At 65.5% G+C, this 21,422-nt stretch carries 27 protein-coding genes; 17 read left to right on the forward strand and 10 right to left on the reverse strand.

Annotated elements, in window-relative coordinates; all coding sequences use genetic code 11:
* Positions 1 to 39: 39 nt before the first annotated feature.
* The 5 genes from VM621_RS00945 to VM621_RS00965 all read right to left on the reverse strand — a co-directional run bounded on the left by VM621_RS00945 (position 40) and on the right by VM621_RS00965 (position 4,448).
* Entirely contained in the window at positions 40 to 573 is a 534-nt protein-coding gene (locus tag VM621_RS00945) for a gamma carbonic anhydrase family protein (RefSeq protein WP_325467118.1), read from the reverse strand.
* A gap of 41 nt (positions 574 to 614) precedes the next feature.
* Positions 615 to 911, reverse strand: a complete 297-nt coding sequence (locus VM621_RS00950; protein ID WP_325467119.1) for a hypothetical protein — start codon at positions 909 to 911, stop codon at positions 615 to 617.
* A 131-nt stretch (positions 912 to 1,042) separates the two neighbouring features.
* Positions 1,043 to 1,336, reverse strand: a complete 294-nt coding sequence (locus VM621_RS00955; RefSeq protein WP_325467120.1) for a hypothetical protein — start codon at positions 1,334 to 1,336, stop codon at positions 1,043 to 1,045.
* Between the two features lie 101 nt (positions 1,337 to 1,437).
* Positions 1,438 to 1,971 (reverse strand): energy transducer TonB, encoded by a 534-nt coding sequence (locus VM621_RS00960; RefSeq protein WP_325467121.1) that lies wholly within the window; start codon positions 1,969 to 1,971, stop codon positions 1,438 to 1,440.
* A gap of 170 nt (positions 1,972 to 2,141) precedes the next feature.
* Positions 2,142 to 4,448 carry a TonB-dependent receptor gene (locus VM621_RS00965; RefSeq protein WP_325467122.1) on the reverse strand — a complete coding sequence of 769 codons (2,307 nt, stop codon included), beginning with the start codon at positions 4,446 to 4,448 and terminating at the stop codon, positions 2,142 to 2,144.
* 239 nt (positions 4,449 to 4,687) lie between these two features.
* Between VM621_RS00965 and VM621_RS00970 the strand changes: the two genes are divergently transcribed.
* Together VM621_RS00970 and VM621_RS00975 are read left to right on the forward strand one after the other, a co-directional pair.
* Positions 4,688 to 5,302 carry a LysE family translocator gene (locus VM621_RS00970; RefSeq protein WP_325467123.1) on the forward strand — a complete coding sequence of 205 codons (615 nt, stop codon included), beginning with the start codon at positions 4,688 to 4,690 and terminating at the stop codon, positions 5,300 to 5,302.
* A gap of 52 nt (positions 5,303 to 5,354) precedes the next feature.
* The gene (locus VM621_RS00975; RefSeq protein ID WP_325467124.1) at positions 5,355 to 5,672 is read left to right on the forward strand and encodes a hypothetical protein; all 318 of its coding nucleotides are present in this window, start codon (positions 5,355 to 5,357) and stop codon (positions 5,670 to 5,672) included.
* Between the two features lie 9 nt (positions 5,673 to 5,681).
* Here the strand turns inward: VM621_RS00975 and VM621_RS00980 are convergent, their stop codons facing one another.
* The 4 genes from VM621_RS00980 to VM621_RS00995 are packed head-to-tail and all read right to left on the reverse strand — an operon-like array spanning position 5,682 to position 7,940.
* Entirely contained in the window at positions 5,682 to 6,206 is a 525-nt protein-coding gene (locus tag VM621_RS00980; RefSeq protein WP_325467125.1) for a dihydrofolate reductase family protein, read from the reverse strand.
* Positions 6,207 to 6,219: 13 nt separating this feature from the next.
* Positions 6,220 to 6,489, reverse strand: a complete 270-nt coding sequence (locus VM621_RS00985) for a YkgJ family cysteine cluster protein (RefSeq protein ID WP_325467126.1) — start codon at positions 6,487 to 6,489, stop codon at positions 6,220 to 6,222.
* Positions 6,490 to 6,502: 13 nt separating this feature from the next.
* Positions 6,503 to 7,333, reverse strand: a complete 831-nt coding sequence (gene aroE, locus VM621_RS00990; protein ID WP_325467127.1) for a shikimate dehydrogenase — start codon at positions 7,331 to 7,333, stop codon at positions 6,503 to 6,505.
* 58 nt (positions 7,334 to 7,391) lie between these two features.
* The gene (locus VM621_RS00995; protein ID WP_325467128.1) at positions 7,392 to 7,940 is read right to left on the reverse strand and encodes a lipocalin family protein; all 549 of its coding nucleotides are present in this window, start codon (positions 7,938 to 7,940) and stop codon (positions 7,392 to 7,394) included.
* A 110-nt stretch (positions 7,941 to 8,050) separates the two neighbouring features.
* Between VM621_RS00995 and VM621_RS01000 the strand changes: the two genes are divergently transcribed.
* Positions 8,051 to 8,287 (forward strand): hypothetical protein, encoded by a 237-nt coding sequence (locus VM621_RS01000; protein WP_325467129.1) that lies wholly within the window; start codon positions 8,051 to 8,053, stop codon positions 8,285 to 8,287.
* Here VM621_RS01000 and VM621_RS01005 read toward each other — a convergent pair.
* A complete protein-coding gene (locus tag VM621_RS01005) occupies positions 8,277 to 9,761 on the reverse strand; it encodes a RimK family protein (RefSeq protein ID WP_325467130.1) in 1,485 nt (494 codons plus the stop codon). The genes VM621_RS01000 and VM621_RS01005 overlap by 11 nt on opposite strands.
* A gap of 243 nt (positions 9,762 to 10,004) precedes the next feature.
* Between VM621_RS01005 and VM621_RS01010 the strand changes: the two genes are divergently transcribed.
* The 14 genes from VM621_RS01010 (at position 10,005) to rbsB (ending at position 21,385) form a co-directional block, all read left to right on the forward strand.
* A complete protein-coding gene (locus tag VM621_RS01010) occupies positions 10,005 to 10,475 on the forward strand; it encodes a GNAT family N-acetyltransferase (protein WP_325467131.1) in 471 nt (156 codons plus the stop codon).
* Positions 10,476 to 10,518: 43 nt separating this feature from the next.
* On the forward strand, positions 10,519 to 10,731 hold the full coding sequence (lptM, locus tag VM621_RS01015; protein WP_325467132.1) for an LPS translocon maturation chaperone LptM: 213 nt from the start codon (positions 10,519 to 10,521) through the stop codon (positions 10,729 to 10,731).
* A gap of 5 nt (positions 10,732 to 10,736) precedes the next feature.
* Positions 10,737 to 11,567 (forward strand): diaminopimelate epimerase, encoded by an 831-nt coding sequence (gene dapF, locus VM621_RS01020; protein ID WP_325467133.1) that lies wholly within the window; start codon positions 10,737 to 10,739, stop codon positions 11,565 to 11,567.
* Positions 11,568 to 11,616: 49 nt separating this feature from the next.
* Positions 11,617 to 12,303: a DUF484 family protein gene (locus VM621_RS01025; protein ID WP_325467134.1), complete on the forward strand. Its 687-nt coding sequence runs from the start codon at positions 11,617 to 11,619 to the stop codon at positions 12,301 to 12,303.
* Positions 12,300 to 13,181, forward strand: a complete 882-nt coding sequence (locus tag VM621_RS01030) for a tyrosine recombinase XerC (RefSeq protein ID WP_325467135.1) — start codon at positions 12,300 to 12,302, stop codon at positions 13,179 to 13,181. Before VM621_RS01025 ends, VM621_RS01030 begins: the two co-directional genes overlap by 4 nt.
* Positions 13,182 to 13,561: 380 nt before the next feature.
* The gene (gene hslV, locus VM621_RS01035; protein ID WP_325467136.1) at positions 13,562 to 14,095 is read left to right on the forward strand and encodes an ATP-dependent protease subunit HslV; all 534 of its coding nucleotides are present in this window, start codon (positions 13,562 to 13,564) and stop codon (positions 14,093 to 14,095) included.
* Between the two features lie 4 nt (positions 14,096 to 14,099).
* Positions 14,100 to 15,437, forward strand: a complete 1,338-nt coding sequence (gene hslU, locus VM621_RS01040) for an ATP-dependent protease ATPase subunit HslU (RefSeq protein ID WP_325467137.1) — start codon at positions 14,100 to 14,102, stop codon at positions 15,435 to 15,437.
* A gap of 39 nt (positions 15,438 to 15,476) precedes the next feature.
* Complete coding sequence (locus VM621_RS01045) at positions 15,477 to 16,097, forward strand: hypothetical protein (RefSeq protein WP_325467138.1); 621 nt, start codon at positions 15,477 to 15,479, stop codon at positions 16,095 to 16,097.
* A gap of 141 nt (positions 16,098 to 16,238) precedes the next feature.
* A complete protein-coding gene (locus tag VM621_RS01050) occupies positions 16,239 to 16,592 on the forward strand; it encodes a DUF971 domain-containing protein (RefSeq protein WP_325467139.1) in 354 nt (117 codons plus the stop codon).
* 115 nt (positions 16,593 to 16,707) lie between these two features.
* Entirely contained in the window at positions 16,708 to 17,604 is an 897-nt protein-coding gene (gene rbsK / locus VM621_RS01055; RefSeq protein WP_325467140.1) for a ribokinase, read from the forward strand.
* Complete coding sequence (gene rbsD / locus VM621_RS01060; RefSeq protein ID WP_325467141.1) at positions 17,601 to 17,999, forward strand: D-ribose pyranase; 399 nt, start codon at positions 17,601 to 17,603, stop codon at positions 17,997 to 17,999. The genes rbsK and rbsD overlap by 4 nt, the downstream gene beginning before the upstream one ends.
* Positions 17,999 to 19,480: a sugar ABC transporter ATP-binding protein gene (locus VM621_RS01065; RefSeq protein ID WP_325467142.1), complete on the forward strand. Its 1,482-nt coding sequence runs from the start codon at positions 17,999 to 18,001 to the stop codon at positions 19,478 to 19,480. Before rbsD ends, VM621_RS01065 begins: the two co-directional genes overlap by 1 nt.
* A 1-nt stretch (position 19,481) precedes the next feature.
* Complete coding sequence (locus tag VM621_RS01070) at positions 19,482 to 20,426, forward strand: ABC transporter permease (RefSeq protein ID WP_325467143.1); 945 nt, start codon at positions 19,482 to 19,484, stop codon at positions 20,424 to 20,426.
* A 23-nt stretch (positions 20,427 to 20,449) separates the two neighbouring features.
* Complete coding sequence (gene rbsB / locus VM621_RS01075) at positions 20,450 to 21,385, forward strand: ribose ABC transporter substrate-binding protein RbsB (protein ID WP_325467144.1); 936 nt, start codon at positions 20,450 to 20,452, stop codon at positions 21,383 to 21,385.
* The last annotated feature ends 37 nt before the right edge of the window (positions 21,386 to 21,422 follow it).

Here is a 21,422-nt window from a genome sequence, read left to right on the forward strand (position 1 = left end):
CCTGTCAGGCGTCCAGCGTGGTGCTCCGGCCCGGGCAAATCAAGCCAGGTAGTCGTTTTTCAGGCGCACATAGTTGGCTGCCGAGTAGTACAGCTGCGCCACCTGCGCCTCGCTGAGCACCCTGACCATCTTCGCGGGATTGCCCAGCCATAGCTCGCGCTCGCCGACGATCTTGCCCGGCGGAACCACGGCACCCGCGCCGACGAAGCCATTCTTTCGGACGACGGCGCCATCCAGCACGGTGGCATGCATCCCGATGAGGCAACCGTCCTCGATGGTGCAGGCATGGATCACGGCGCCGTGGCCGATGGTCACGTCCTCGCCAATGATCGTCGGGAACCCGCCGGGCGTGTACGGCCCATCGTGGGTCACGTGGATGATCGCGCCGTCCTGCAGGTTGCTGCGAGCGCCGATGCGAATGTGGTGCACATCGCCTCGGGCAACCGCGCCGGGCCAGATCGAAGCGTCGTCGCCCAATTCGACGTCACCGATGACGGTGGCCGCGGGGTCGACATAAACACGTGCGCCGAGGCGCGGATGGATACCCTTGAAGGGCCTGATCGAGATAGACATGGCGCGATTCTAGATCCACCGCGCCATGTCCGCCGCAGGCATTACATGAACGAGCCACCGACGATACGGCCGTCCGCATCCAGCTTCGGGAAGTAGCGGCTGTTGTTCTGGCGCATTTCCCGGGTGGTCATCATGTCCGGGGTGACCAGCATGACGTCCGGATAGGTAGCGTGGAACTGCGCGGGGGTGGGCTTGGTGGCGATGAAGGCGTCGAAGGCCTTCATATCGGTGACGAAGCCGGCCACGGGCTTCGGCTGGGTGGCCGGCGCGGTCTGGCAAGCTACCAGGGCGGCGGCGCCGAGCACGGCCGTGAAGAACAGGATGGCGAGACGATGCATGGCGAGGCTCCTTGCCTGGGGGAGTGCCGATTATCGCGCGGCATGGTCGTCCGGACCATGAACGCCGTCGCATCCGCCCATCCGGCGCCAGGGGAAGGCGGTCACGGCCCGGGCCGCGACCGCCTGGTCCCTTAGCGGAAGCGGCCGCCGGTAATGCGGCCGAACGTATCCATCTCGGCGAAGAAGCGGCTGTTGTCGCTGCGATACTCGGCCGTCGCCGTTTCGCCCGGCATCACGATCTTCAGGCAATTGATGTGGCCCTGCAGCTCGACCAGTGTCGGATGGTGATTTCCGACGTAATCGGCGAACGCGGCTGGATCGAGGACGGCGCAGGCGAGGTCGACCGGTGCCGACTCGGCGTGGACGGCCGCCAGCGGGGCGATAGCAAGCGCGACGAGGGCGAACAGGCGGGTGGTGTTTTTCATTTGAGGCTCCTTGCCTAAGATTAGGTCGATGCTGCACGCCAGCGTTCTCTGACGTGCCAGCAAACTATGACCGGGCAAAACCCGCCGTCTCCTGAATCCGGCTAGCCGTTTCGCCGACGTATCGCGTCAGCCTTCGCCTCGTCTTCGGCGGTGACGACCTGCTGCTGGGCATCGAGTTTGGCGCCCAGGATGATCAGCGTGTAATTGGTCGGATCGTAATCGCGCAGCAACGCGATCTCACGACGCGCTTCCTCGAGTTCGCGACGGTTGATCTGTCGTTCGATTTCCTGCGACGCGAACGGCAACGTTTCGCGCAAGGCGTCCTGTGCGGTCGCGTTCTTCGGGTCGAGCTGGCTTACGCTGAGGTAGTACTCGTAGGCGTTGTTGCCCTGGGGCGCGACCAGACGCCCTTCCTTCGTGGCATCGCGGGCGAGCCCGAGCAGGATCCCGATTTCCGGGGATTCGCCGGACGACCGGCCCGCGTCGGTACTGACGGCGCCCGAGGCGTCCGTGGAGGTGGCAGCCTGGCGGCCGCCGAAGGCGAGCACCCCGACGACGACCGCGAGAGCGATCACGCCGAGGGCGATAGCAATAGCCGTGCGTCGGGGAAACGCGGCGGTGACTAGCTGGGACATGGGGGTGGTTCCGTGGCGCACGCACCCGCAACCAGGCCGTCCCCCTGTTGGACGGCCCCAGCGGGCTTGTCATCTTGGCGAGCCATTGTTGCAGCGTCGTTGCGGCCGCGTGCACGATGCCCTTGCGATCGGTCCGAAGGGCGCCGTCGGTGCCGTCCTTGGCACGGCGATCAGAACTTCGCGTTGAGGTTCACGAAGTACTGGCGAGGCGCGCCGGCCATCAGGGTCTGGTTGTACCCGTCCGGGTCGGAGGCGACGTAGCCGTTGGTCCCGGTCGAGGCAAAGTAACGCTTGTCGAACAGGTTGGTCACGTTGATACCGATGCTCATTTCCTTCAGCACCGACAAATTGCCGATGTCGTAGGCAAGGCCGGCGTCGACGACCCAATACGAGGGCACGGACGAGTCGTCGGTATAGGTGATGTATCGGCGACCGGTGTACTTGCCTTCGATGTTCGCGCGCCAGCCGGCGATCTCGTAGCTCACCGAACTGGAGAACATCGTCTTCGGCACACCCACCACGTACTTGCCAGCCGTGTGGACGGTGCCCGAGTTCTGGTAGTCGTCCTGGTACTTGGAGTTGTTGTACGAGAACGAGTTGAGCCAGCTCAGCCCTTGCACCGGCTTCCACAGGAAAGCCACGTCCGCACCACGGCTCTTCACGTCGCCCACGTTGTTCAGCGACGCGGCGCAGGTGACCACGGCCGGACACGGCGTCGTCGCCAGCAGGCGGTTAGCGAAACGGGTGTAGAACAGGCCCAGCGACGCCTCGAAGGTGTCGCCGTGGGCACGATAGCCCGTCTGCCAGGTCTGCGACTCTTCCGGCTTCAGGTGCTCTTTCGCCGCATCGAACGCCGCCTGCGACGTGCTGAATGGCGTGATGCCGAAGGCGGAGATGTTCTTTGCATAGGACGCGTAGATGTCCTGGTTGGCGTCGAGCTTGTAGTCCACACCGGCCTGCGGCAGGAAGCCCTTCTTCGCACGCATCTGTCCCTGCGCGAATGCGGTGGTCGGCACGAGCGAGGTGGCGTCGGTGGTCACGCGCAGCGACTTGGCGCCGAAGTTGATCGTCAACCGGTCATCGAGCAGGTGGATCGTGTCCTCGGCGTAGCCCATGCGCGTCTTCGTTTCATAGTGCTGGAGGAACGCGCGCAGGAACGGATCCTGGTCGTTGTAGACCGTATACAGCCCCGTGTACTGACCATTGAGCCTGAAGTAATTGCGCTCCTGGTTCGTGTTCGACTCCTCGCCCCAGACGCCGACCTCGATATCGTTGTTGCCCACGCTGAACTTGAGCGCCGAGGTGATGCCGTAGCGATCCAGGCCGTAGTCGGTGGTGCGCATCGAGATGGGCACGGTCGGCGAGGATGCCTGGTACGGGGTGGCCCACTGACCCTCGCCGCGGTCGGCGTGGTAGTACCCCGTCGTGTCGAGCGTGGCGCCGCCGAGGTTGAACGAACCCGACAGGCCGGTCAGCGTGTCGCGGCGAATGCCACCGCCGGCGTAATACGTCGCATCGCCCTTGTCGTAGTTGGCGGGCAACCCGTTGAGCGACGCCGGATACTGTCCCTTGCCGTTCAATGCGTTGGCAATCTGCACCGCCGAGTTCCAGTCCGGCTGCAGGTAGTCCCAATCCCAGCCCAGCGCGCGCTGGCTGGTCAGGGACAAATCCATGTAGTCGTATTCCTTGCGCTTGCTGCTGTCGACAAACAGGCTGATGCGATTGCCGTCGCCCCACTGGTACAAGGCCTTCAGATTCGCCTGGTTGGATTTCTGGTCGCCGAAGCCCTTCCACTTGTCCGTGTCGGCGTTGGCGAACGATACGTACATGGAAAAGCCGTGGTAATCGCCCGAATCGACTCGCGCAAAGGTCCGGTGGGTCGAGTCCGAGCCGATCACCTGGTTCAGGCGCACACCCGGGGTCATGTCCGGATCGGCCGAATAGAACTGCACGGTACCGCCAAGGTTCGTGTTCGATGCGGTACCCAGCGCGCCAGCGCCCTGGGCGAGTTCCACGGTCGCGAGATTCTCGGTGGTAATGGCGCGCGTGACCTGGAGGCCGTCGGTCACGCCGTAGCCCATCGTGCCGAGCGGAATCCCGTCAAGCGTAAAGCCCAGGCGGGACTGGTCGAAGCCGTGCAGGGTGATCTGCGTCGACCACTCGTAAGCGCCCCAGGGATCGGCCGACTGGAACTGCACGCCCGGCAGTTTATCGAGTGCTTTCAACGCGCTGGTACCCGGCGTCTGCTGCTTCGTGATCTCCTCGACCCCGATGCTCTGGATCTGTCGTGTTTCACCCGGCGCGATCACCGACACGGCGTCCAGCTGTTTCGCGTCCTTGGTGGTCGCGGCGGTGTCGGCCGCCGGGGCTGCCTTGTCGCTGTCGTTGTCGGCAGCGTGGACGAAACCGGCATGCAACGAAAGTGCAAGCGCGGTGGCGAGGGCGGTGCGACGAAGCGAAGCACGTGCGAACGTCATCGGGTCGATCCCCTGGAGGTGTAAAACCAGGGAGAGTCGCGGTTGCGCATGTATCGACGTTTACTTACAGATGACGGCTGGTTGACGGTGGTTGAAAGCGTGATGCCGGTGGCTTCGCCGTTTTTTTGTCCAACGCGCGGCTTTCGTCCAAAAAGCACTTCGGACTTCTGGACGTCCGTAAGCTGTAACGTTTTCCCAAACGTGCTACGGTTGGGCGTCAGTCTTCCGGCCTCGTTGTCATGATCGATTGGACCGCCATCACCACCGTTCTTTCCGTGTATGTCGTCGGCGTCGTGCTGCCGGGCCCCAACTTCGTGGCCGTCGCTCATAAGGCCGCCTCGACGACAACGCGCGAGGCGCTGGCCCTGGTCGGTGGCGTAGTCGTGGTCAATCTGTTCTGGGCAAGCTGTTCCATCCTGGGTATCGGCATCGTCTTCGCGACCTTCCCGTGGATCGCCCTGGCCGTGAAGGTCATTGGCGCCAGCTACCTGATCTGGTTCGGCGGGCGCCTGATCTTCAAGGCCGGCAGCACCAGCGCCGCACGGACGTCCAGCGAAGGGCGCAGCCTGGGAGAGGCTTTCCGCACCGGCGTCGCGACCAACATCGCCAACCCGAAGTCGATGGCCTTCTATGCGGCCGTCTTCGCCGCTGCCGCGCCGAAGCACGTCTCGGGCCCCACTTTCGTCGGCATGCTCGCCACGGTAGCGGTCGTCGCCGCGGCCTGGTATGGCGTCGTTGCCCTCGTGTTCGCGACACCGAGCGTGGCCGCGCGTTACCGACGCGGCAAGGCGTGGATGGATCGCGTCTGCGGCGCGATGATCGTCGCGCTCGGGATTCGCCAACTGGTTCGCTGAAAAGATCCGGTCATACCGACAGCCTAGGCTGTGTCATGAGCAGTAGCTTCCGATGAATGTCGCTGTCCGTCTCGTCTGGCCCACCGTCGCCCTGCTGGCGCTGGCCGCCTGTGCCAGCTCACCCACCGCGCCGGTGAACGTCGCAGCAGCACCGGTCGCGCCGATCGCCGTGTCCTGCCAGACCGATGCGATTACCGACCAGCCGTGCATCGCGGCAGCCCGCAAGCGCTGTAGCGAACCCACCGTGGACACCATTCGTCTGGTCCTGGCGAGACAGGTGCCCGCCGACGCGCAGGACGCGCAGAAGACCGTTTACGAGTACCAGGCGACGTATACGTGCCCGGCGCAACCTGTGGCCACGTTGCCCTGAGCTACGCGGTCACGCTGGAACGTAGGTAAGCCTGACGACGTTCTCGCACACCAGGTCATGGCCCACCAGACGAAGCGGTGGCCTGGCGGCGGCGAAGAATGGCTTGCCACCACCGATCACGGTAGGGTGGATGTACATCCGGTATTCGTCGACCAGGTCGGCCAGGCTGGCGGCCAGTTCGGGCCCGGCCACCTCGATCTCACCGGGGAGCCGCGCCTTCAGGTCTCGGATGACAGCCTCGACCTGGTCGTCGACCAGCGTTGCGTTCGGTCCGACCGATGATGACGAACGCGATACGACCCATTTCGGCCGGCTTCGCCACGCTGCCGCGTAGGCGTGTTCATCCGGGCCCCAGTCCGGCAGGTCATCGTCCCAATAACGCATCACCTCGTACATGCGACGGCCGTACACCATGCCTGTCAGTTCACGCGTCCGATCCACGAAGTGACGGAACAGCCCCGGGGTCGGGGTGATGGCGAGGTGGTCTACGTAGCCGTCCAGGGACTGGTTCAGTTCAAAGATGAGCTTCGCCATGAGACAGAACCTCTCAGTGGGCGGCCGTCGCCCGTTCGAGCCCGGCGATCCAGTCCATAGCGTAATCCCGATCCGGTCCGCACATCTCCGCGTCGGGCCGCAGCCCGCCACAGACCTTCGGCCGTTCCGGCCGACCGAAGATCGCGCAGCGATTGTCGTCGGTGAGCTGCACGCAACGTACGCCCGCCGGTTTGCCCAGAGGCATGCCCGGTATGGGCGAACTGATGGAGGGCGCGATGCAGCAGGCACCGCAGCCCAGGCGGCAGGATAGCGACATGGCCATGACCGGACCGGCCTCAGAACCTCTGGCGCAGCATGTCGTAGACCGGATCGGTATCCGGTCGCGTGCCGTGCCAACGCTCGAACGCATCCGCGGCCTGTTCCACCAACATGCCGAGGCCGTCGCGGAAGTAACGCGTGCCGGCGGCTGTGGCCCAGCCCTTGAAGTCAGCGGCCGCGGCGCCGTAGCAGAGGTCGTAGCATGTGCTGTGGTCCTGCAGGATCGACATCGGCAGGTCGAACGTGCCACCGATGACTCCGATCGACGTGGCGTTCACGACGAGGTCGAAGCACTTGCCCGTCAGGTCATCCCAGTAACGGGTGTGGCAGCGCGCCGGTTCACCGATCGCGTCGGCGAGTTGGTCGGCACGCTCCGGGCTGCGATTGACGATGGTCAGCGTCTGCACGCCGGCGTCCATCAACGCCCAGGCGACGGCACGTGCCGCGCCGCCGGCGCCGAGGAGGAGGGCGTCGTGCCCACGCAAATCGAGCGAATGACGCTCGGTGATGTCGCGCACGAAGCCACTGCCATCGGTGTTGTGCGCCTGGAGTGTGCCGTCGATCAGCGGGGTGAGGGTGTTCGCGGCACCGGCGCGCACAGCCGCCTCTGAACGTTCCTTCGCCACGTTCAGGGCGGCGAGTTTGTGCGGCATGGTCACGTTGGCGCCAAGGCCGCCTTCGGCGAAAAAGCGGCGGACGGCCGGCTCGAACTGGTCCGGCGCGGCGTCGATGGTCTCGTAGTTCAGGCGGATGCCGAGTTGATCGGCGAAAGCCTGGTGAATCTGCGGGGACAGCGAATGCGCGATCGGATGACCGAACACGGCAAAACGGTGCGCTTCAGCGCTCATGGACACTCCTGGATCGGCGCCGGACGGAACCTGCCCGGTAGGACGATTCTAACGCCGCCTAGGGGTATCCGGGTTTTCCCACATCGTCCGGGGACTGCGGTACCCGGCGCATCTGCTCGACCGGGAAACCCTGCTGGCGGGCGACGTCGAGCAGGCGTCGATAGACGGCGTCGTCCATCGTCCGGTCCTTCGACATGATCCAGAGCAGCTTTCGCGAGGGCAGGCCGACCATGCTGACGCGGTAGTCGTCGGACAGGGCCAGGATCATATAGTCGGAACGGAAGGGCCAGAGCAGCTGCACTTTCCAGCGGCTGGTGTCCTTGGGATCCGGCAGCCAGGCCTTGCCATGCCAGGTCTTCGCGGGCTGATCGAAGCCCTTGCGGTAGTGGTAGACGTTATCGATCTGGCCGTCGGGCCGCAGTGAGTACTCGTCCGCCGTAGCCACCTTGCCGCGCTCGGCGAAGTTGGGAATGTTTCCCATGACGTACCAGGTGCCCATGTAGCGGGGCAGGTCCACGTGGCCGACCGTCTTCAACGGGGCGTCGGCGGCACAACCGGCGGTGGCCATGCCGGCTGCGAGCAAGAGAGCGAGCGGGAATCGGGTCATGGCGCCAGCGTGGGCGTCCCGGCGTCACGGCGAGGTCAACGGGTCGCGATCCCTGAGACGGCAGGTGCCTAGCCTGAGCTCCACCGACACCGCGCTCCCGGAGTTTCGCCATGAACGACCCGCTCTCGCCCCGCCGCGTTCGCGCCCTGATCGCCATGGTCTGGCTGGCGGTCGGCACCTTGCTGCTTCTGCTGACGCCGCTCTCGGCGCACGACGAAGCGCTGGGCTGGACACCGGCGTTCTGGCTGATGCTCGCACCGGCCAGCGTCCTGGTGGCGATGAAGCCGGGGCTGCCGCTGTCGTTGCTGGCATCCTTGTTCCGCCGCCGACCCAACGTCAGCTGGTGATGCCCAGACGCTTCAGCTCCAGGCGGCGGAGGAACTCCTGCATGATGCGCAGATAGAGGTCTTCGCCCAGGTATGCGTCCTCGACCCCGGCATCGATCGACGGGTTGTCGTTGACTTCGATCACCACGGGCCTGTCGCCGACCTGCTTGAGGTCGACGCCGTACAGGCCGTCACCGATGGTCTGCGTCGCCTTGAGCGCCAGCTTGACCACTTCGCTGGGTGCTTCGCGAACCGGCACCGTGCGGAACCCACCCGATTTCGCCGTACCTTTGGCGCCGTGGTTGTAGATCTGCCAGTGCCCGCGCGACATGTAGTACTGGCAGGCATACAGCGGCTCATGGTTGAGCACGCCGATGCGCCAGTCGAACTCGGTGTAGAGATACTCCTGCGCGATCAGCAGGGCGCTGTGCGAAAACAGCTCGGCCGCCGCCTTCTCCAGGGCCTCGCGTGTTTCCACCTTGACCACGCCACGCGAGAACGAACCGTCCGGAATCTTCAATACGATCGGCAAGCCGAGACGGTCGGGCAGGTCGCGCACGCGTCGCGCGTCGTCGCGGTAGATGATCTCCGTGGCCGGCGTGGCGAGCTTTCGCGCGACCATCAGGTCGTTCAGGAAGATCTTGTTCGTGCAGCGCAGGATCGAGGTCGGGTCGTCCATCACCACCATGCCTTCCTTCTCCGCGCGGTGCGCGAAGCGATAGGTGTGGTTGTCGCTGGCCGTGGTTTCCCGAATGAACAGGCCGTCGTACTCGGCGAGCCGCTGGTAATCGTTCTTGCCGATCGGGTCGACCTCGATGCCGAGATGCTTGCCGGCCTCGATGAAGTGCTTCAGCGCCTTCTTGTTCGACGGCGGCATGCTCTCGTTCGGGTCGACCAGCATGGCGATGTCGTAGCGGAACCGGCGGCGCGCCTTCGGCTTTCGCCAGAGCTTCTTGGAGAACTTGTCCAGCGCCTGGGCGAACGCGTCTTCCTGGGCATCGTCCAGCGTATGCAGACCCACGGGCTTGATCGACGACACCTGCCACACGCGGTCGCGCTCGAACTCGATACGCATCAGGGGGCAGGGGAACATTTCGAAGATCTGCCTCGCAAGATCCTGCAGATCCTCATAGGCCGTCTCGCCGAAATAGACGAGCACGCCGAAGTCGGTCGTGTCGCGGCCGCCGGCCGGGAGGAACTTGGACAGCTTCAGGTTGAGGTCGTCGATATCCAGGCCGTAGAGCGAGCGACGACGCAGGTCGTTCACCGTGCGGACCGACGGGATCACCTTGTGGCCGCGTGCTTCGGCCAGCAGCGACACGTAATAGCCGGTGCCCAGGTACTTGTAGCTACGGCAGAGATTGATGACGTGCGTGCGCTCGTCGTCGCCCCCGACCGGCTCACGGAGGTAGTCCATGGCGCTGACGACATCGGCGGATGGGTAGTAGGAGCCCCAGTCCGAGGCTTTTTCCACGACGATGACGAGCCGGCTCATGAGACCTCGACAGACGACGAATACCTGCGTTGCGACCCCACCCGGGGTCGTTCGTTTCGTCGGTGGCGCAGTGTGGTCCTCCCGTGGCGCGACGCACAAGCGCCAGCACTGAAGCCTGTCTAAACGAATTCATGAAAAAGTCATTGATCGGCCCGGGCACGAGGTCTACAGTGCCGCGCTTGCCGATTCTTCACCGTCCGGCTCCGCAGCCGTCATCCACTCGCGCCGGAGTTCCCAAAGCGCATGCATCCACCCCCGGTTACCGCCGCGGTTCGCGTTCGTCGCGCCGAGGTCAGCGATCTCGACGATCTGGTCGCCCTCGAGGAATCGAGCTTCGCGCAGGACCGTCTCAGCCGTGCCCAGTACCGCAAGCACCTCGACAGCGAGAGTGCGCTGGTGTTGGTGGCCAGTGCGAACCATCGTCGCTTCCTTGGCACCGCCGTGGTGTTCTTCCGCAAGGGCAGCACCGTGGCCCGTCTGTACTCCATCGCGACCACCCCGCAGGCCCAGGGCAAGGGTGTGGGATCGGCGCTGGTCGAAGCTTCCGAGGACACGGCGCGTGCGCGCGGCTGCCGCGCATTGCGGCTGGAAGTGCGCAAAGACAACGCCGTGGCCATCCGCCTGTACGAACGACTCGGTTACCACGCCATCGGCGAGTACACCCGCTACTACGCCGACGGCGCGGACGCCCTGCGCTTCGAAAAGCCGCTCTGAGCGTCGCGGGGCTATACTGGCCGCCGTTTACGGGGAACCGCCCATGCGCCGACTGATCCTGCCGTTCGCCATCGCCGCTATCGCCGCCACGCTCTACGGTTGCGGTCAAAAGGGCAACCTGTTCATGCCACCGCCCGCGGTTGCCGGTGCGAACGCCGCCCCGCAGGGCGCGCATCCTGCCGCCGCCTCGACGGCAGGCGGTCCGGCCCGGGCGAGCACCACCATCACCCCGTTCAATTCCGTCATCCACCAGTAACCACGATGCCCAACCGCTTCACCAAGATGCATGGGATCGGCAACGACTTCGTCATCGTGGACTGGCGCGAAGACGCCGGGCGCATTCCCAACGCGGCCCGCATCGCCGGCCTGGCCGATCGCCATACCGGGGTCGGCTTCGACCAGTTGATCAGTATCGAGCCCGCGCGGGATCCGTCCTGCGAGTTCTATTACGGCATCTGGAACGCGGATGGCTCGCCGTCGGGCCAGTGCGGCAACGGTGTCCGCTGTGTCGCCGCCTGGCTGTACCGCGACGGCGTGATCGAGCGGAACACCGACGTTCGCCTGGAGAGCCCCTCCGGCCCGGTGACCGTCCGCGTGCTCGACGAGCACACCGTGGTGGTCGACATGGGCGAACCGGACTTCGATCCCGCTTCGCTGCCCTTCGAGGCCCCCGCCCAGGCCGCCACGTACACCCGGGACGTCGCCGGCGAGCGAATCACGTTCGGCGCCGTCTCGATGGGCAATCCCCACGCGGTCGTCTTCGACGACGACCTCGCCGATCCGCGCATCGACGTGCTTGGCCCTGCGCTGACGAGCCACCCGGCCTTCCCGCGGGGCGTGAATGTCGGATTTGCCCAGCGCCTCGGGCCCGATCGCATCCGGCTGCGCGTGCACGAGCGCGGCAGTGGCTGGACGCGCGCCTGTGGCACGGGCGCCTGCGCCGCCGCCGCGGTGGCCCAGTCGCTGGGCATGGCGGGGCCGGTGGTGAACATCGAACTGCCCGGCGGCACCCTGACCATCGAATGGCACGGTCCCGGCCACACGCTGTGGATGACCGGTCCGGCCGCCTTCGTTTTCGAAGGCGAAGTGTGACGTTCGCACACGAACGGGGCACACTGGCTATCAAAGAGGAACACACCCCATGACCGACACCGCGATCGACGGCGACATCAAGCCAGCCACCGTGGCGTCCTATCTGCGACGACACCCGGATTTCCTCGCCGACTATCCGGAACTCGCCAACGCGCTCACGCTGCCCAGCAGCAACGGCCCGGCGGCATCGCTCGCCGTCCATCAGCTGCGCGGCCTGCGCGATAGGAACGCCGAGCTCGAGACGCGGCTGAAGGAGCTGGCGGCGATCGCCGGCGACAACGAAAAGCTCATGCGCCGCGTCCACGGCCTGATGCTCGCGCTGCTCAGCGCGAAGGACATCGAGGAAACCGTACGCAGCGTGGTCCGCCGGCTGACCGAGGATTTCCAGTCCGAGCGGATCCGGCTGGTCTTCTTCGGCGACCTGTCCGGTCTGCCCGACGAGCCGTGGCTGCTCCGCGAGCCGCGCGGCAGTTCGGGGCTGCCGGAGTTCGCCTCGTTCCTGGAACATGCCGATCCCGTCGCCGGCCGGCTGGCGCCGGACAAGCTGCACCGCCTGTTCGGCAACGAGGCCCCGGACGTCCGCTCGGCCGCGCTGATGCGCGTCGGCCCGGATGCCCTGCTGGCGATCGGCAGTGCCGATGCCGACCGCTTTCATCCCGGCATGGGCACGCTGTTCCTGGACATGATTTCGACCACCGTCGGCTCGGCGATCGAACGGGCGCGGAAGGCGGCGTGACTCCGCGCGAGGCCGTCGAGGCCTTCCTGCGGCATTTCTCGGCCGAGCGCGCGCCATCGGTCCACACCCTCGCGGCCTACCGGCGCGATCTCGAGAAACTGCTGCGCTTCATGGAAGCCGAGGGCATGACGAGCTTCGACGCGCTCACCCCCGACCGCCTGCGCGGCATGATCGCCCGCGAACACCGGGCGGGTTTGCAACCCAACAGCATTCAGCGTCTCCTCTCCGCTTGTCGCACGCTTTTCCGTTACCTCACGCGCGAAGGCCAGCTGGCCCACGACCCTGCTGCCGCCGTTCGCGGGCCGAAGGTGCGCCGCAAGCTGCCGCAAGTGCTCGACGCCGACGAGGCCAAGGAACTGGTCGAGACCACGCTCGGCGGCACGCTGGCGCCGCGGGACTCCGCGATGATGGAGTTGTTCTATTCGAGCGGCCTGCGCCTCTCCGAGCTCACCGAACTGCGCTGGGGCGACCTCGATCTCGAGGATGGGCAGGTGCGCGTGCTGGGCAAGGGCAACAAGACGCGGATCCTGCCGGTGGGACGTTTCGCCATCGCAGCCTTGAAGGGGCTCGCTGGCCTGGGCGGCGCCGGGCCCGAACAGCCGGTGTTCAAGGGTCGCGGAGGGGCGCCGATCAGCCCGCGCGCGGTGCAGATGCGGCTGGCCAAGCTTTCGAGCGGGCAGGCCAAGCGGGTCCACCCGCACATGCTTCGGCACACCTTCGCCAGCCACATGCTGGAGTCCTCCGGCGACCTGCGCTCCGTGCAGGAGCTGCTCGGCCACGCCGACATCGCCACCACCCAGATCTACACCCACCTCGACTTCCAGCACCTGGCCAAGGTGTACGACGCGGCGCATCCCCGCGCGAAGAGAAAACCGTAGCAGCCGATTCATCGGCGAATAATGAATAACCCCGCGGCGCAGCCGCGACACCCCAGGGTGCTAGCCCCAGCCCCACCTACAGGGCCGGCTCGGTGGGAGCCGATTCATCGGCGAGTAATGAATAACCCCGCGGCGCAGCCGCGACACCCCCAGGGTGCTAGCCCCAGTCCCACTACAGGGCCGGCTCGGTGGGAGCCGATTCATCGGCGAATGGCAAATAAACCCGCGGCGCAGCCGCGACCTCCCAGGTTGCTTGCCTCAGTTTCCACCGAAGAAAGAGCTCGCCGATGAATCGGCTCCTACAGGGGCCACTTGCCCCCAAGGCTTGCGACATCTCCCCCCGGCCCCCACCTCTAGCCGACTCCCCAAAGGAACCCGCTATGGAACCGATGCACGCTACGACCATCGTCTGCGTCCGCCGGGACGACAAGGTCGTCATCGGCAGCGACGGCCAGGTCACCCTTGGTAACACCGTCATGAAGGCCAACGCCCGCAAGGTGCGCCGCCTGGGCAAGGGCGACGTCCTGGCCGGGTTCGCCGGCGCCACGGCCGATGCCTTCACCTTGTTCGAGCTATTTGAGGAAAAGCTGGTCAAGCACGGCGGCAACCTCACCCGTGCCGCGGTGGAGATGGCCAAGGAATGGCGTACCGACCGCCGCCTGGGCCGTCTGGAAGCCATGCTGGCCGTGGCCGACAAGGAAGCCTCGCTGCTGATCTCCGGCAATGGCGACGTGCTCGAGCCCGACCATGGCCTGATCGCGATCGGCTCCGGTGGGCCCTACGCCCAGTCGGCCGCGCTCGCACTGATGGAGAACACCGAGCTCAGTGCGCGGACGATCGTCGAGAAATCGCTGAAGATCGCCGCAGATATCTGCATTTATACCAATCACAACACCTCCATCGAGGAGCTCTGAGCCGATGTCCGAACTCACTCCCCGCGAGATCGTCAACGAACTCGATCGTTACATCATCGGTCAGCAGGACGCCAAGCGCGCCGTGGCCATCGCACTGCGCAACCGCTGGCGCCGCATGCAGCTGGAACCGGGCATGCGTGAGGAAGTCACGCCGAAGAACATCCTGATGATCGGCCCGACCGGCGTCGGCAAGACCGAGATCGCCCGTCGCCTGGCCACGCTGGCCAATGCGCCCTTCGTGAAGGTCGAGGCGACCAAGTTCACCGAAGTCGGCTACGTGGGCAAGGACGTGGAGTCGATCATCCGCGACCTCGCCGATGTCTCGTACAAGCTGGTGCGCGACCACGCCAAGAGCCGCGTACGCAGCCAGGCCGAAGATGCCGCCGAGGATCGACTGCTGGATGCGCTGCTGCCGCGCCGGCAGGCGACCGGCTGGGACGACACCGGTTCCCAGACGCCGGCCATCGACAGCGATACGCGGCAGAAGCTGCGCAAGCAGCTGCGTGAAGGCGCGCTGGACGACCGCGAGATCGAACTGGATTTCGCCACCAATGTCGGCGTGGAGATCATGACCCCGCCGGGCATGGAGGAAATGAGCCAGCAGCTGGGCAAGATGTTCCAGAACCTGGGCGGTTCGAAGTCGCAGAAGCGCAAGATGACGATCCGTCAGGCGCGCCCCCTCCTCATCGAGGAGGAAGCCGGCAAGCTGCTCAACGACGACGACCTGCGCACCCGTGCGGTCGACATCGCCGAGCAGAACGGCATCGTCTTCATCGACGAGATCGACAAAGTGGCGCAGCGTTCGGAGTGGGGCGGTGCCGGCGTCAGCCGTGAAGGCGTGCAGCGCGACCTGCTGCCCCTGGTGGAAGGCTCGACGGTGTCGACCAAGTACGGTGCGATCAAGACGGACCACATCCTGTTCATCGCTTCCGGCGCGTTCTCGCTGGCCAAGCCCTCGGACCTGATTCCCGAACTCCAGGGTCGCCTGCCGATCCGCGTGGAGCTGTCGGCCCTCTCCGTCGACGACTTCAAGCGCATCCTGCGCGAGCCGCACAACGCCCTGACCAAGCAATATGTTGCACTGCTCAATACCGAAGGCGTGGAGCTGGCGTTCACCGAGTCGGGAATCGACCGGCTGGCCGAGGTGGCTTTTCAGGTCAACGAGCGCACCGAGAACATCGGCGCCCGCCGCCTGCACACGGTGATGGAACGCCTCCTGGAACGCATTTCCTTCGAAGCAGCCGACAAGTCCGGCGAAAAGTATGAGATCGACGCCGAATATGTCGATAAAAACCTGTCTTCGCTCGTCAAGGACGAGGATCTGAGCCGTTACATCCTCTGAACAATGAGGGGTCCCCCCTCTGGTAAACTATTGACGTATATGGGCAAGGTTATTCAACTCAAAACCAACGGCCAGCGTGCGAGCCTGCGTGAAGCGCAGGATAGCCAGCAGCTGGTACGTCTGTGGCGCGACGAACTCGAGCACGGCAGCTTTTGCGGCTACGTGGGCGGAGTCGGTCGCGAATTTTTCCTGCTGTGGGTCATCGGCGACGGCGTGAGCTATGACGGCATGTACATCATGCGGCATCGCGACATCTCCGAGTTCGAAGCGCCGGACAAGCACAGCAGCTTCCTCGAGAAGGCGCTCGCACTGAAGGGCATCCGCCCGACACCGCCGGCGGACTTCCCCCTGGACGACATCCAGCAAGTGGTGAAAGCCGCCGCTGCGCATGCGCCGGTCATCGGCGTGCATGTCGACAGCGAGGACGAGGCCGAGGTCTGCTACATCGGCCGCCTCGTCAGCGTGGAAGACGAAGGCTTCAACATGCAGGAAATCACCCCCGATGCGGAATGGCTGCGCGAGCCGTCGTTCTTCTCCTGGGACGAGATCTCCACCATCAGCATGGAAGACGCCTACGCCACGTCCCTGCTCGCCGTGGCCGGCGACCCGCCGCCACTCGAACAGGGCGACACCGGCGGCGGTTTCGGCAGCGCACACTAATCGGTTTCGTGTTGGAGCCGCTTCAGCGGCGATGGGTGCTCGCGGTAAATCCGGGCGCCCATCTTCGCGGGAAGCGCCGGTACATCGGCGCCCACATCCGACCCCTACATTTTCCTGTCGCACCGCCAAGGCCACCGGCCCATGTCTCACCCGCGCCCTCTCGATATCGTCCTGCACGCCGCCTCGCGCATCCTCGAGGTCGCTTTCGACAACGACGAACGATTCCGGCTTCCCTGCGAATACCTCCGGGTGAACTCACCCAGCGCCGAAGTGCAGGGCCACGGCCCTGGACAGAAGGTACTGGTGGCCGGCAAACGCAACGTGGGCATCACCGCGCTCGAACCCACCGGCCACTACGGCGTACTGATCCGCTTCGACGACGGCCACGCCAGTGGCATCTTCGGCTGGGACACGCTGTACAACCTCGGCCGTGCCTACGAGACGGCATGGCCGGCGTACCTCGCGGAACTCGAGGCCAAGGGACTCTCCCGGTAATGGAAAGCACGCGCAGCAAAGCAACCTGCGCGTGCAAGGCGTATATTTGCGCGCCATCCCCATCACACCGGCGAACAACGGACGTTCCAAAGTCATCACCGCGGAGCTACAAGGCATGACGCGAATCGTCGTTGTCGGCAGCATCAATATGGATCTGGTCACGCTCGCGCCGCGTTTCGCCGGCCCCGGCGAAACATTGACCGGCGATCGTTTCCTCACCATTCCCGGCGGCAAGGGCGCCAACCAGGCGGTCGCCGCCGCGCGACTCGGTGCCTCGGTGTCGATGGTCGGCTGCGTCGGTGACGACGCCTTCGGCCAGCAGCTCTATGACGGCCTCGTCGCCGAAGGCGTCGACGTGACGCATGTGACGCGAGTCGACGGGATCGGCAGCGGCACGGCCTCGATCACGGTCGCCGGCGGCGAGAACAGCATCGTCGTGGTGCCGGCCGCCAACGGTCGCGTGACACCCGCCCAGGTCGAAGCGGCCCGCGGCATCATTCGCGGTGCCGACGCGGTGCTGGTCCAGCTGGAGATTCCTCTGGACGCGGTCGACGCCACGCTGCGCATCGCGCAGGACGAAGGCGTCCCCATCATTCTCAATCCCGCCCCCGCGCAGTTGCTGCCGGTCGAGTGGCTGTCACGCGTGCGCTTTCTCACGCCGAACCAGCATGAGCTCGCCACGGTGCTCGGCGCGCAAGGCGAGACCGATTTCCGCGAACTCATGCGTCGCGCACCCTGCCCGGTCGTACTGACCCGCGGCGAGGACGGCGCCTGGTTCCGCGACAAGGACGACGAGCCGCGGCACCAGGGCGGTTTCAAGGTCGACGCGGTGGACAGCACTGGCGCCGGTGACACATTCAACGCCGCGCTCGCGGTGTACCTCGCCGAAGGCCTCGACGTCGCGGTGCGCAAGGCTTGCGCCACCGCGGCGATCGCCGTTTCGCGCCTGGGCGCCCAGGGCGGCATGCCGCGTGCCGACGAGGTCGCGGCGTTCCTGGAGACACACCAATGAAACGCAGTGGTCTGCTTCACGCGGAACTGAATCGCGTGATCGCCGCGATGGGCCATCTGGACATGCTTGTGATCGCCGATGTGGGGCTGCCGGTTCCGCCGGGCGTGCCCTGCATCGACCTGGCCGTGCTGCCCGGTACGCCGAGCTTTGCCACCGTGTTCGAAGCGGTCTACGCCGAACTCGCCGTGCAGGGCCTGACGGTCGCCACCGAGATCCATCAGCACAATCCCGCCTTGAAGCAGTTGGCCGACCGGCTGGAGAACGAGGGCCTGGCTGTCGAGCGAATCTCGCATGACGAGTTCAAGCGACTCAGCGCCCGTGCCGTCGCCGTGGTCCGCACCGGCGAAACCGTGCCGTATGCCAACGTGATCCTGCATGCGGGCGTGACCTTCTGATGGCCGCGCCGCTCGTCAGCATGCACGACATCCACAAGGCCTTCGGCCCGGTGAAAGTGCTCGAAGGCGTGGACTTCGAGCTGGTCGCCGGCGAAGTGCACGCCCTGATGGGTGAGAACGGTGCCGGCAAGTCCACCCTGATGAAGATCCTCACGGGGATCTATGCGCCGGACTCCGGCACGATCAAGGTGGACGGCCAGCCCGTCTCGATCACCACGCCAGCCGATGCCGAGAAGTACGGCATCGCGATCATCCATCAGGAACTCAACCTGATCCCGGCGCTGAGCATCGCGGACAACCTGTTCCTCGGCCGCGAGATCCAGCGCTTCGGCCTGCTCGATCGCAAGGCGATGACGAAGAAGGCGATGGAGTGGCTGGCCCAGGTGGGCATGGAGAGACTCGATCCGGATACCCGCGTCGAACGCCTTTCCGTCGGCACGCAACAGATGGTCGAGATCGCCCGCGCGCTCGGCCAGAACGCGCGCGTGCTGATCATGGACGAGCCGACCGCGGCGTTGACCGAACACGAGACGACCACGCTGTTCAAGCTGATTCGCGCGCTACGCGAGAAGGGTACCGGCATCGTCTACGTCTCGCATCGCATGGAAGAGATCTTCGCCATCTGCGACCGCATCTCGATCCTGCGCGACGGCAAGTTCGTCGGTACACGTCCGGTACCCGGACTGGCCTTCGACGAAGTAGTGAAGATGATGGTCGGCCGTACGCTCGAGGCGCGCTTCCCGTCGCGCACTTCCACGCCGGGCAAGGTCCGCCTGCAGGTGGAACACATCAGCGGCGGCATGGTGAAGGACGTGAGCTTCGACCTGCGTTCGGGTGAAGTGCTCGGCGTCTCCGGCCTGCTCGGTGCGGGGCGCACCGAACTGGCGCGGCTGCTGTTCGGTCTGGACAAACCCTCGGCCGGCCGCGTGCTGCTCGACGGCGAAGTCGTGACCGCGACCAATCCCAACCAGGCGATCCACGCCGGCTTCGGCTTTCTCACCGAGGACCGCAAGGCGCAGGGGTTGGTGCTCGACCTCAGCCTGCGCGAGAACATCAGCCTGCCTCGCGTGCCCGCGCATATCGGCCTGGTCGATCGCGGCGGCGAGAAGACACAGACGCGTGGCCTGATCGACGCGCTGAAGATCCGCACGCGCGACATGGAGCTCAATGTGAGCGCGCTATCGGGCGGCAACCAACAGAAAGTCGTGCTGGCCAAGTGGCTGGCACTCAAGCCGCGCGTGCTCATCCTCGACGAGCCCACGCGCGGCGTCGACGTCGGCGGCAAGGCCGAGATCTACCACATCATCAATCAACTCGCGGAGCAGGGCGTGGCCATTCTCATGATTTCCTCCGAACTGCCGGAGGTGCTCGCCATGAGCGATCGCATCCTGGTGATGCACGAGGGGCGTGCGACGGCCCTGCTCGAAGCCCACGGAGCCACCCAGGAAACCGTGATGACCGCCGCGACCGGAGGCCACTGACATGACGCTTCAACTCAACTGGAGCCAGGCCAAGACGCTGTTCCAGCGCCTCGGCTCGGTGATCGGACTGCTGCTGCTCTTCATCGTGCTGTCGGTGCTGAGTCCGGACTTCCTGACCACGGGCAACCTGCTCACCGTGCTGCGCCAGGTGTCGATCAATGCGTTGATCGCGTTCGGCATGACCTTCGTTATTCTTTCCGGCGGCATCGACCTTTCCGTCGGCGCGATCCTCGCCTTTACCGGCGCGATCACCGCGGGCCTGATGGCGGCCGGTCACGGCATGGTGCTTTCCGTCGGCGCGGGTCTCGGTCTCGGCCTCGTGCTTGGCATGGTCAATGGCGCGCTGGTTTCGTGGGGCAAGGTGGCACCGTTCATCGCGACCCTGGGCACGGTCACGCTGCTGCGCGGCCTGACCCTGTCTTACACGCAAGGCAGCCCGATCCCGGTGACCAATCCCGGCTTCGCCATGCTCGGTGGCGGCTACATCGCCAACCTGATTCCGCTGCCGGTGATCTGGATGGCCGTCGCCTTCATCCTCTGCGGCTTCCTGCTTCGCGGCACGGTGTTCGGCCGCCACGTCGTCGCGATCGGCGGCAACGAAGAGGCGGCCCGTCTTTCCGGCGTGCGCATTTCGCCGATGAAGCTCGGCATCTACGGCTTGTCCGGCCTTCTCTCCGCATTCGCAGGCGTCGTGCTTACCTCACGCCTGTACTCCGCGCAGGCGACGGCCGGCGCAGGCTACGAACTGGACGCGATCGCCGCGGTAGTGCTCGGCGGCACCAGCCTGGCCGGTGGCCGCGGCTGGCTGTTCGGCACCCTGATCGGCGCGCTCCTGATCGGCTTCCTGAATAACGGTCTCAATCTGCTCGGCGTAAGCTCTTTCTACCAGCAGGTGGTGAAGGGCATCGTCATCCTGATCGCCGTCCTGCTCGACAGGCGGCAGTAAAAACAAAACGAGGGAAACACACCATGCGTAAGCTCACATTCCTGGCCGCCGCAGCGGCAACGCTGCTCGCCGCCTGTTCGCAGCAGGGCCCGGGCGAATCGACGCCGGCGGCCGCTTCGACGGCTGGCGGTGCCGCCGCTTCCGGAACGCCGGTGATTGGCCTCGCCCTGTCGACGCAGAACAACCCGTTCTTCGTCGAACTGAAGGACGGCGCCCAGAAAGCCGCCAAGGACGCCGGCGTACAGCTGGTGGTTGTCGATGCACAGGACGATCCGGCTCGCCAGATCTCCAGCGTCGAAGACCTGATCCAGAAGCGCGTCTCGGTCATCCTGCTCAACCCGACCGATTCCTCGGCCCTCGCCGGTGCCGTGCAGTCCGCACAGCGTGCCAACATCCCGGTGATCACGCTGGACCGCGGCGTCGACGGTGCCGAAGTCGCCTCGCACATCGCCTCGGACAACATCGCCGGTGGCAAGATGGCTGCCGACTTCCTCGCCAAGCAGCTCAACGGCAAGGGCAACATCATCGAACTGCAGGGCGTCGCCGGCACCTCGGCGGCACGTGAGCGCGGCAAGGGCTTCGACGACGAGGTCGCCACGACCGGCATGAAGGTCGTCGCGCAACAGCCGGCGAACTTCGACCGTGCGCAGGGCCTCTCGGTCAGCGAGAACCTGCTCCAGGGTAACAACGACGTCCAGGCGATCTTCGCCCAGAACGACGAAATGGCGCTCGGCGCGGTGCAGGCCCTGGCCGGCAAGAACAAGAAGATCCTCGTCGTCGGCTTCGACGGCACGCCGGACGGCAAGACCGCCGTGCAGAGCGGCGCCATGGCCGCCACGGTCGCCCAGCAGCCGGAAGAGATCGGCAAGCTCGGTGTCGAGACCGCGAAGAAACTGATCGACAAGCAGCCGGTCGATAAGTCCATCGCGGTACCGCTGAAGCTCCTGACCAAGGAATAAGCACCACCTGCAAAAAGGCCGGGCCATCCGACGATGG

It is taken from the genome of Luteibacter sp., assembly GCF_035539195.1.
Taxonomy (GTDB): domain Bacteria; phylum Pseudomonadota; class Gammaproteobacteria; order Xanthomonadales; family Rhodanobacteraceae; genus Luteibacter.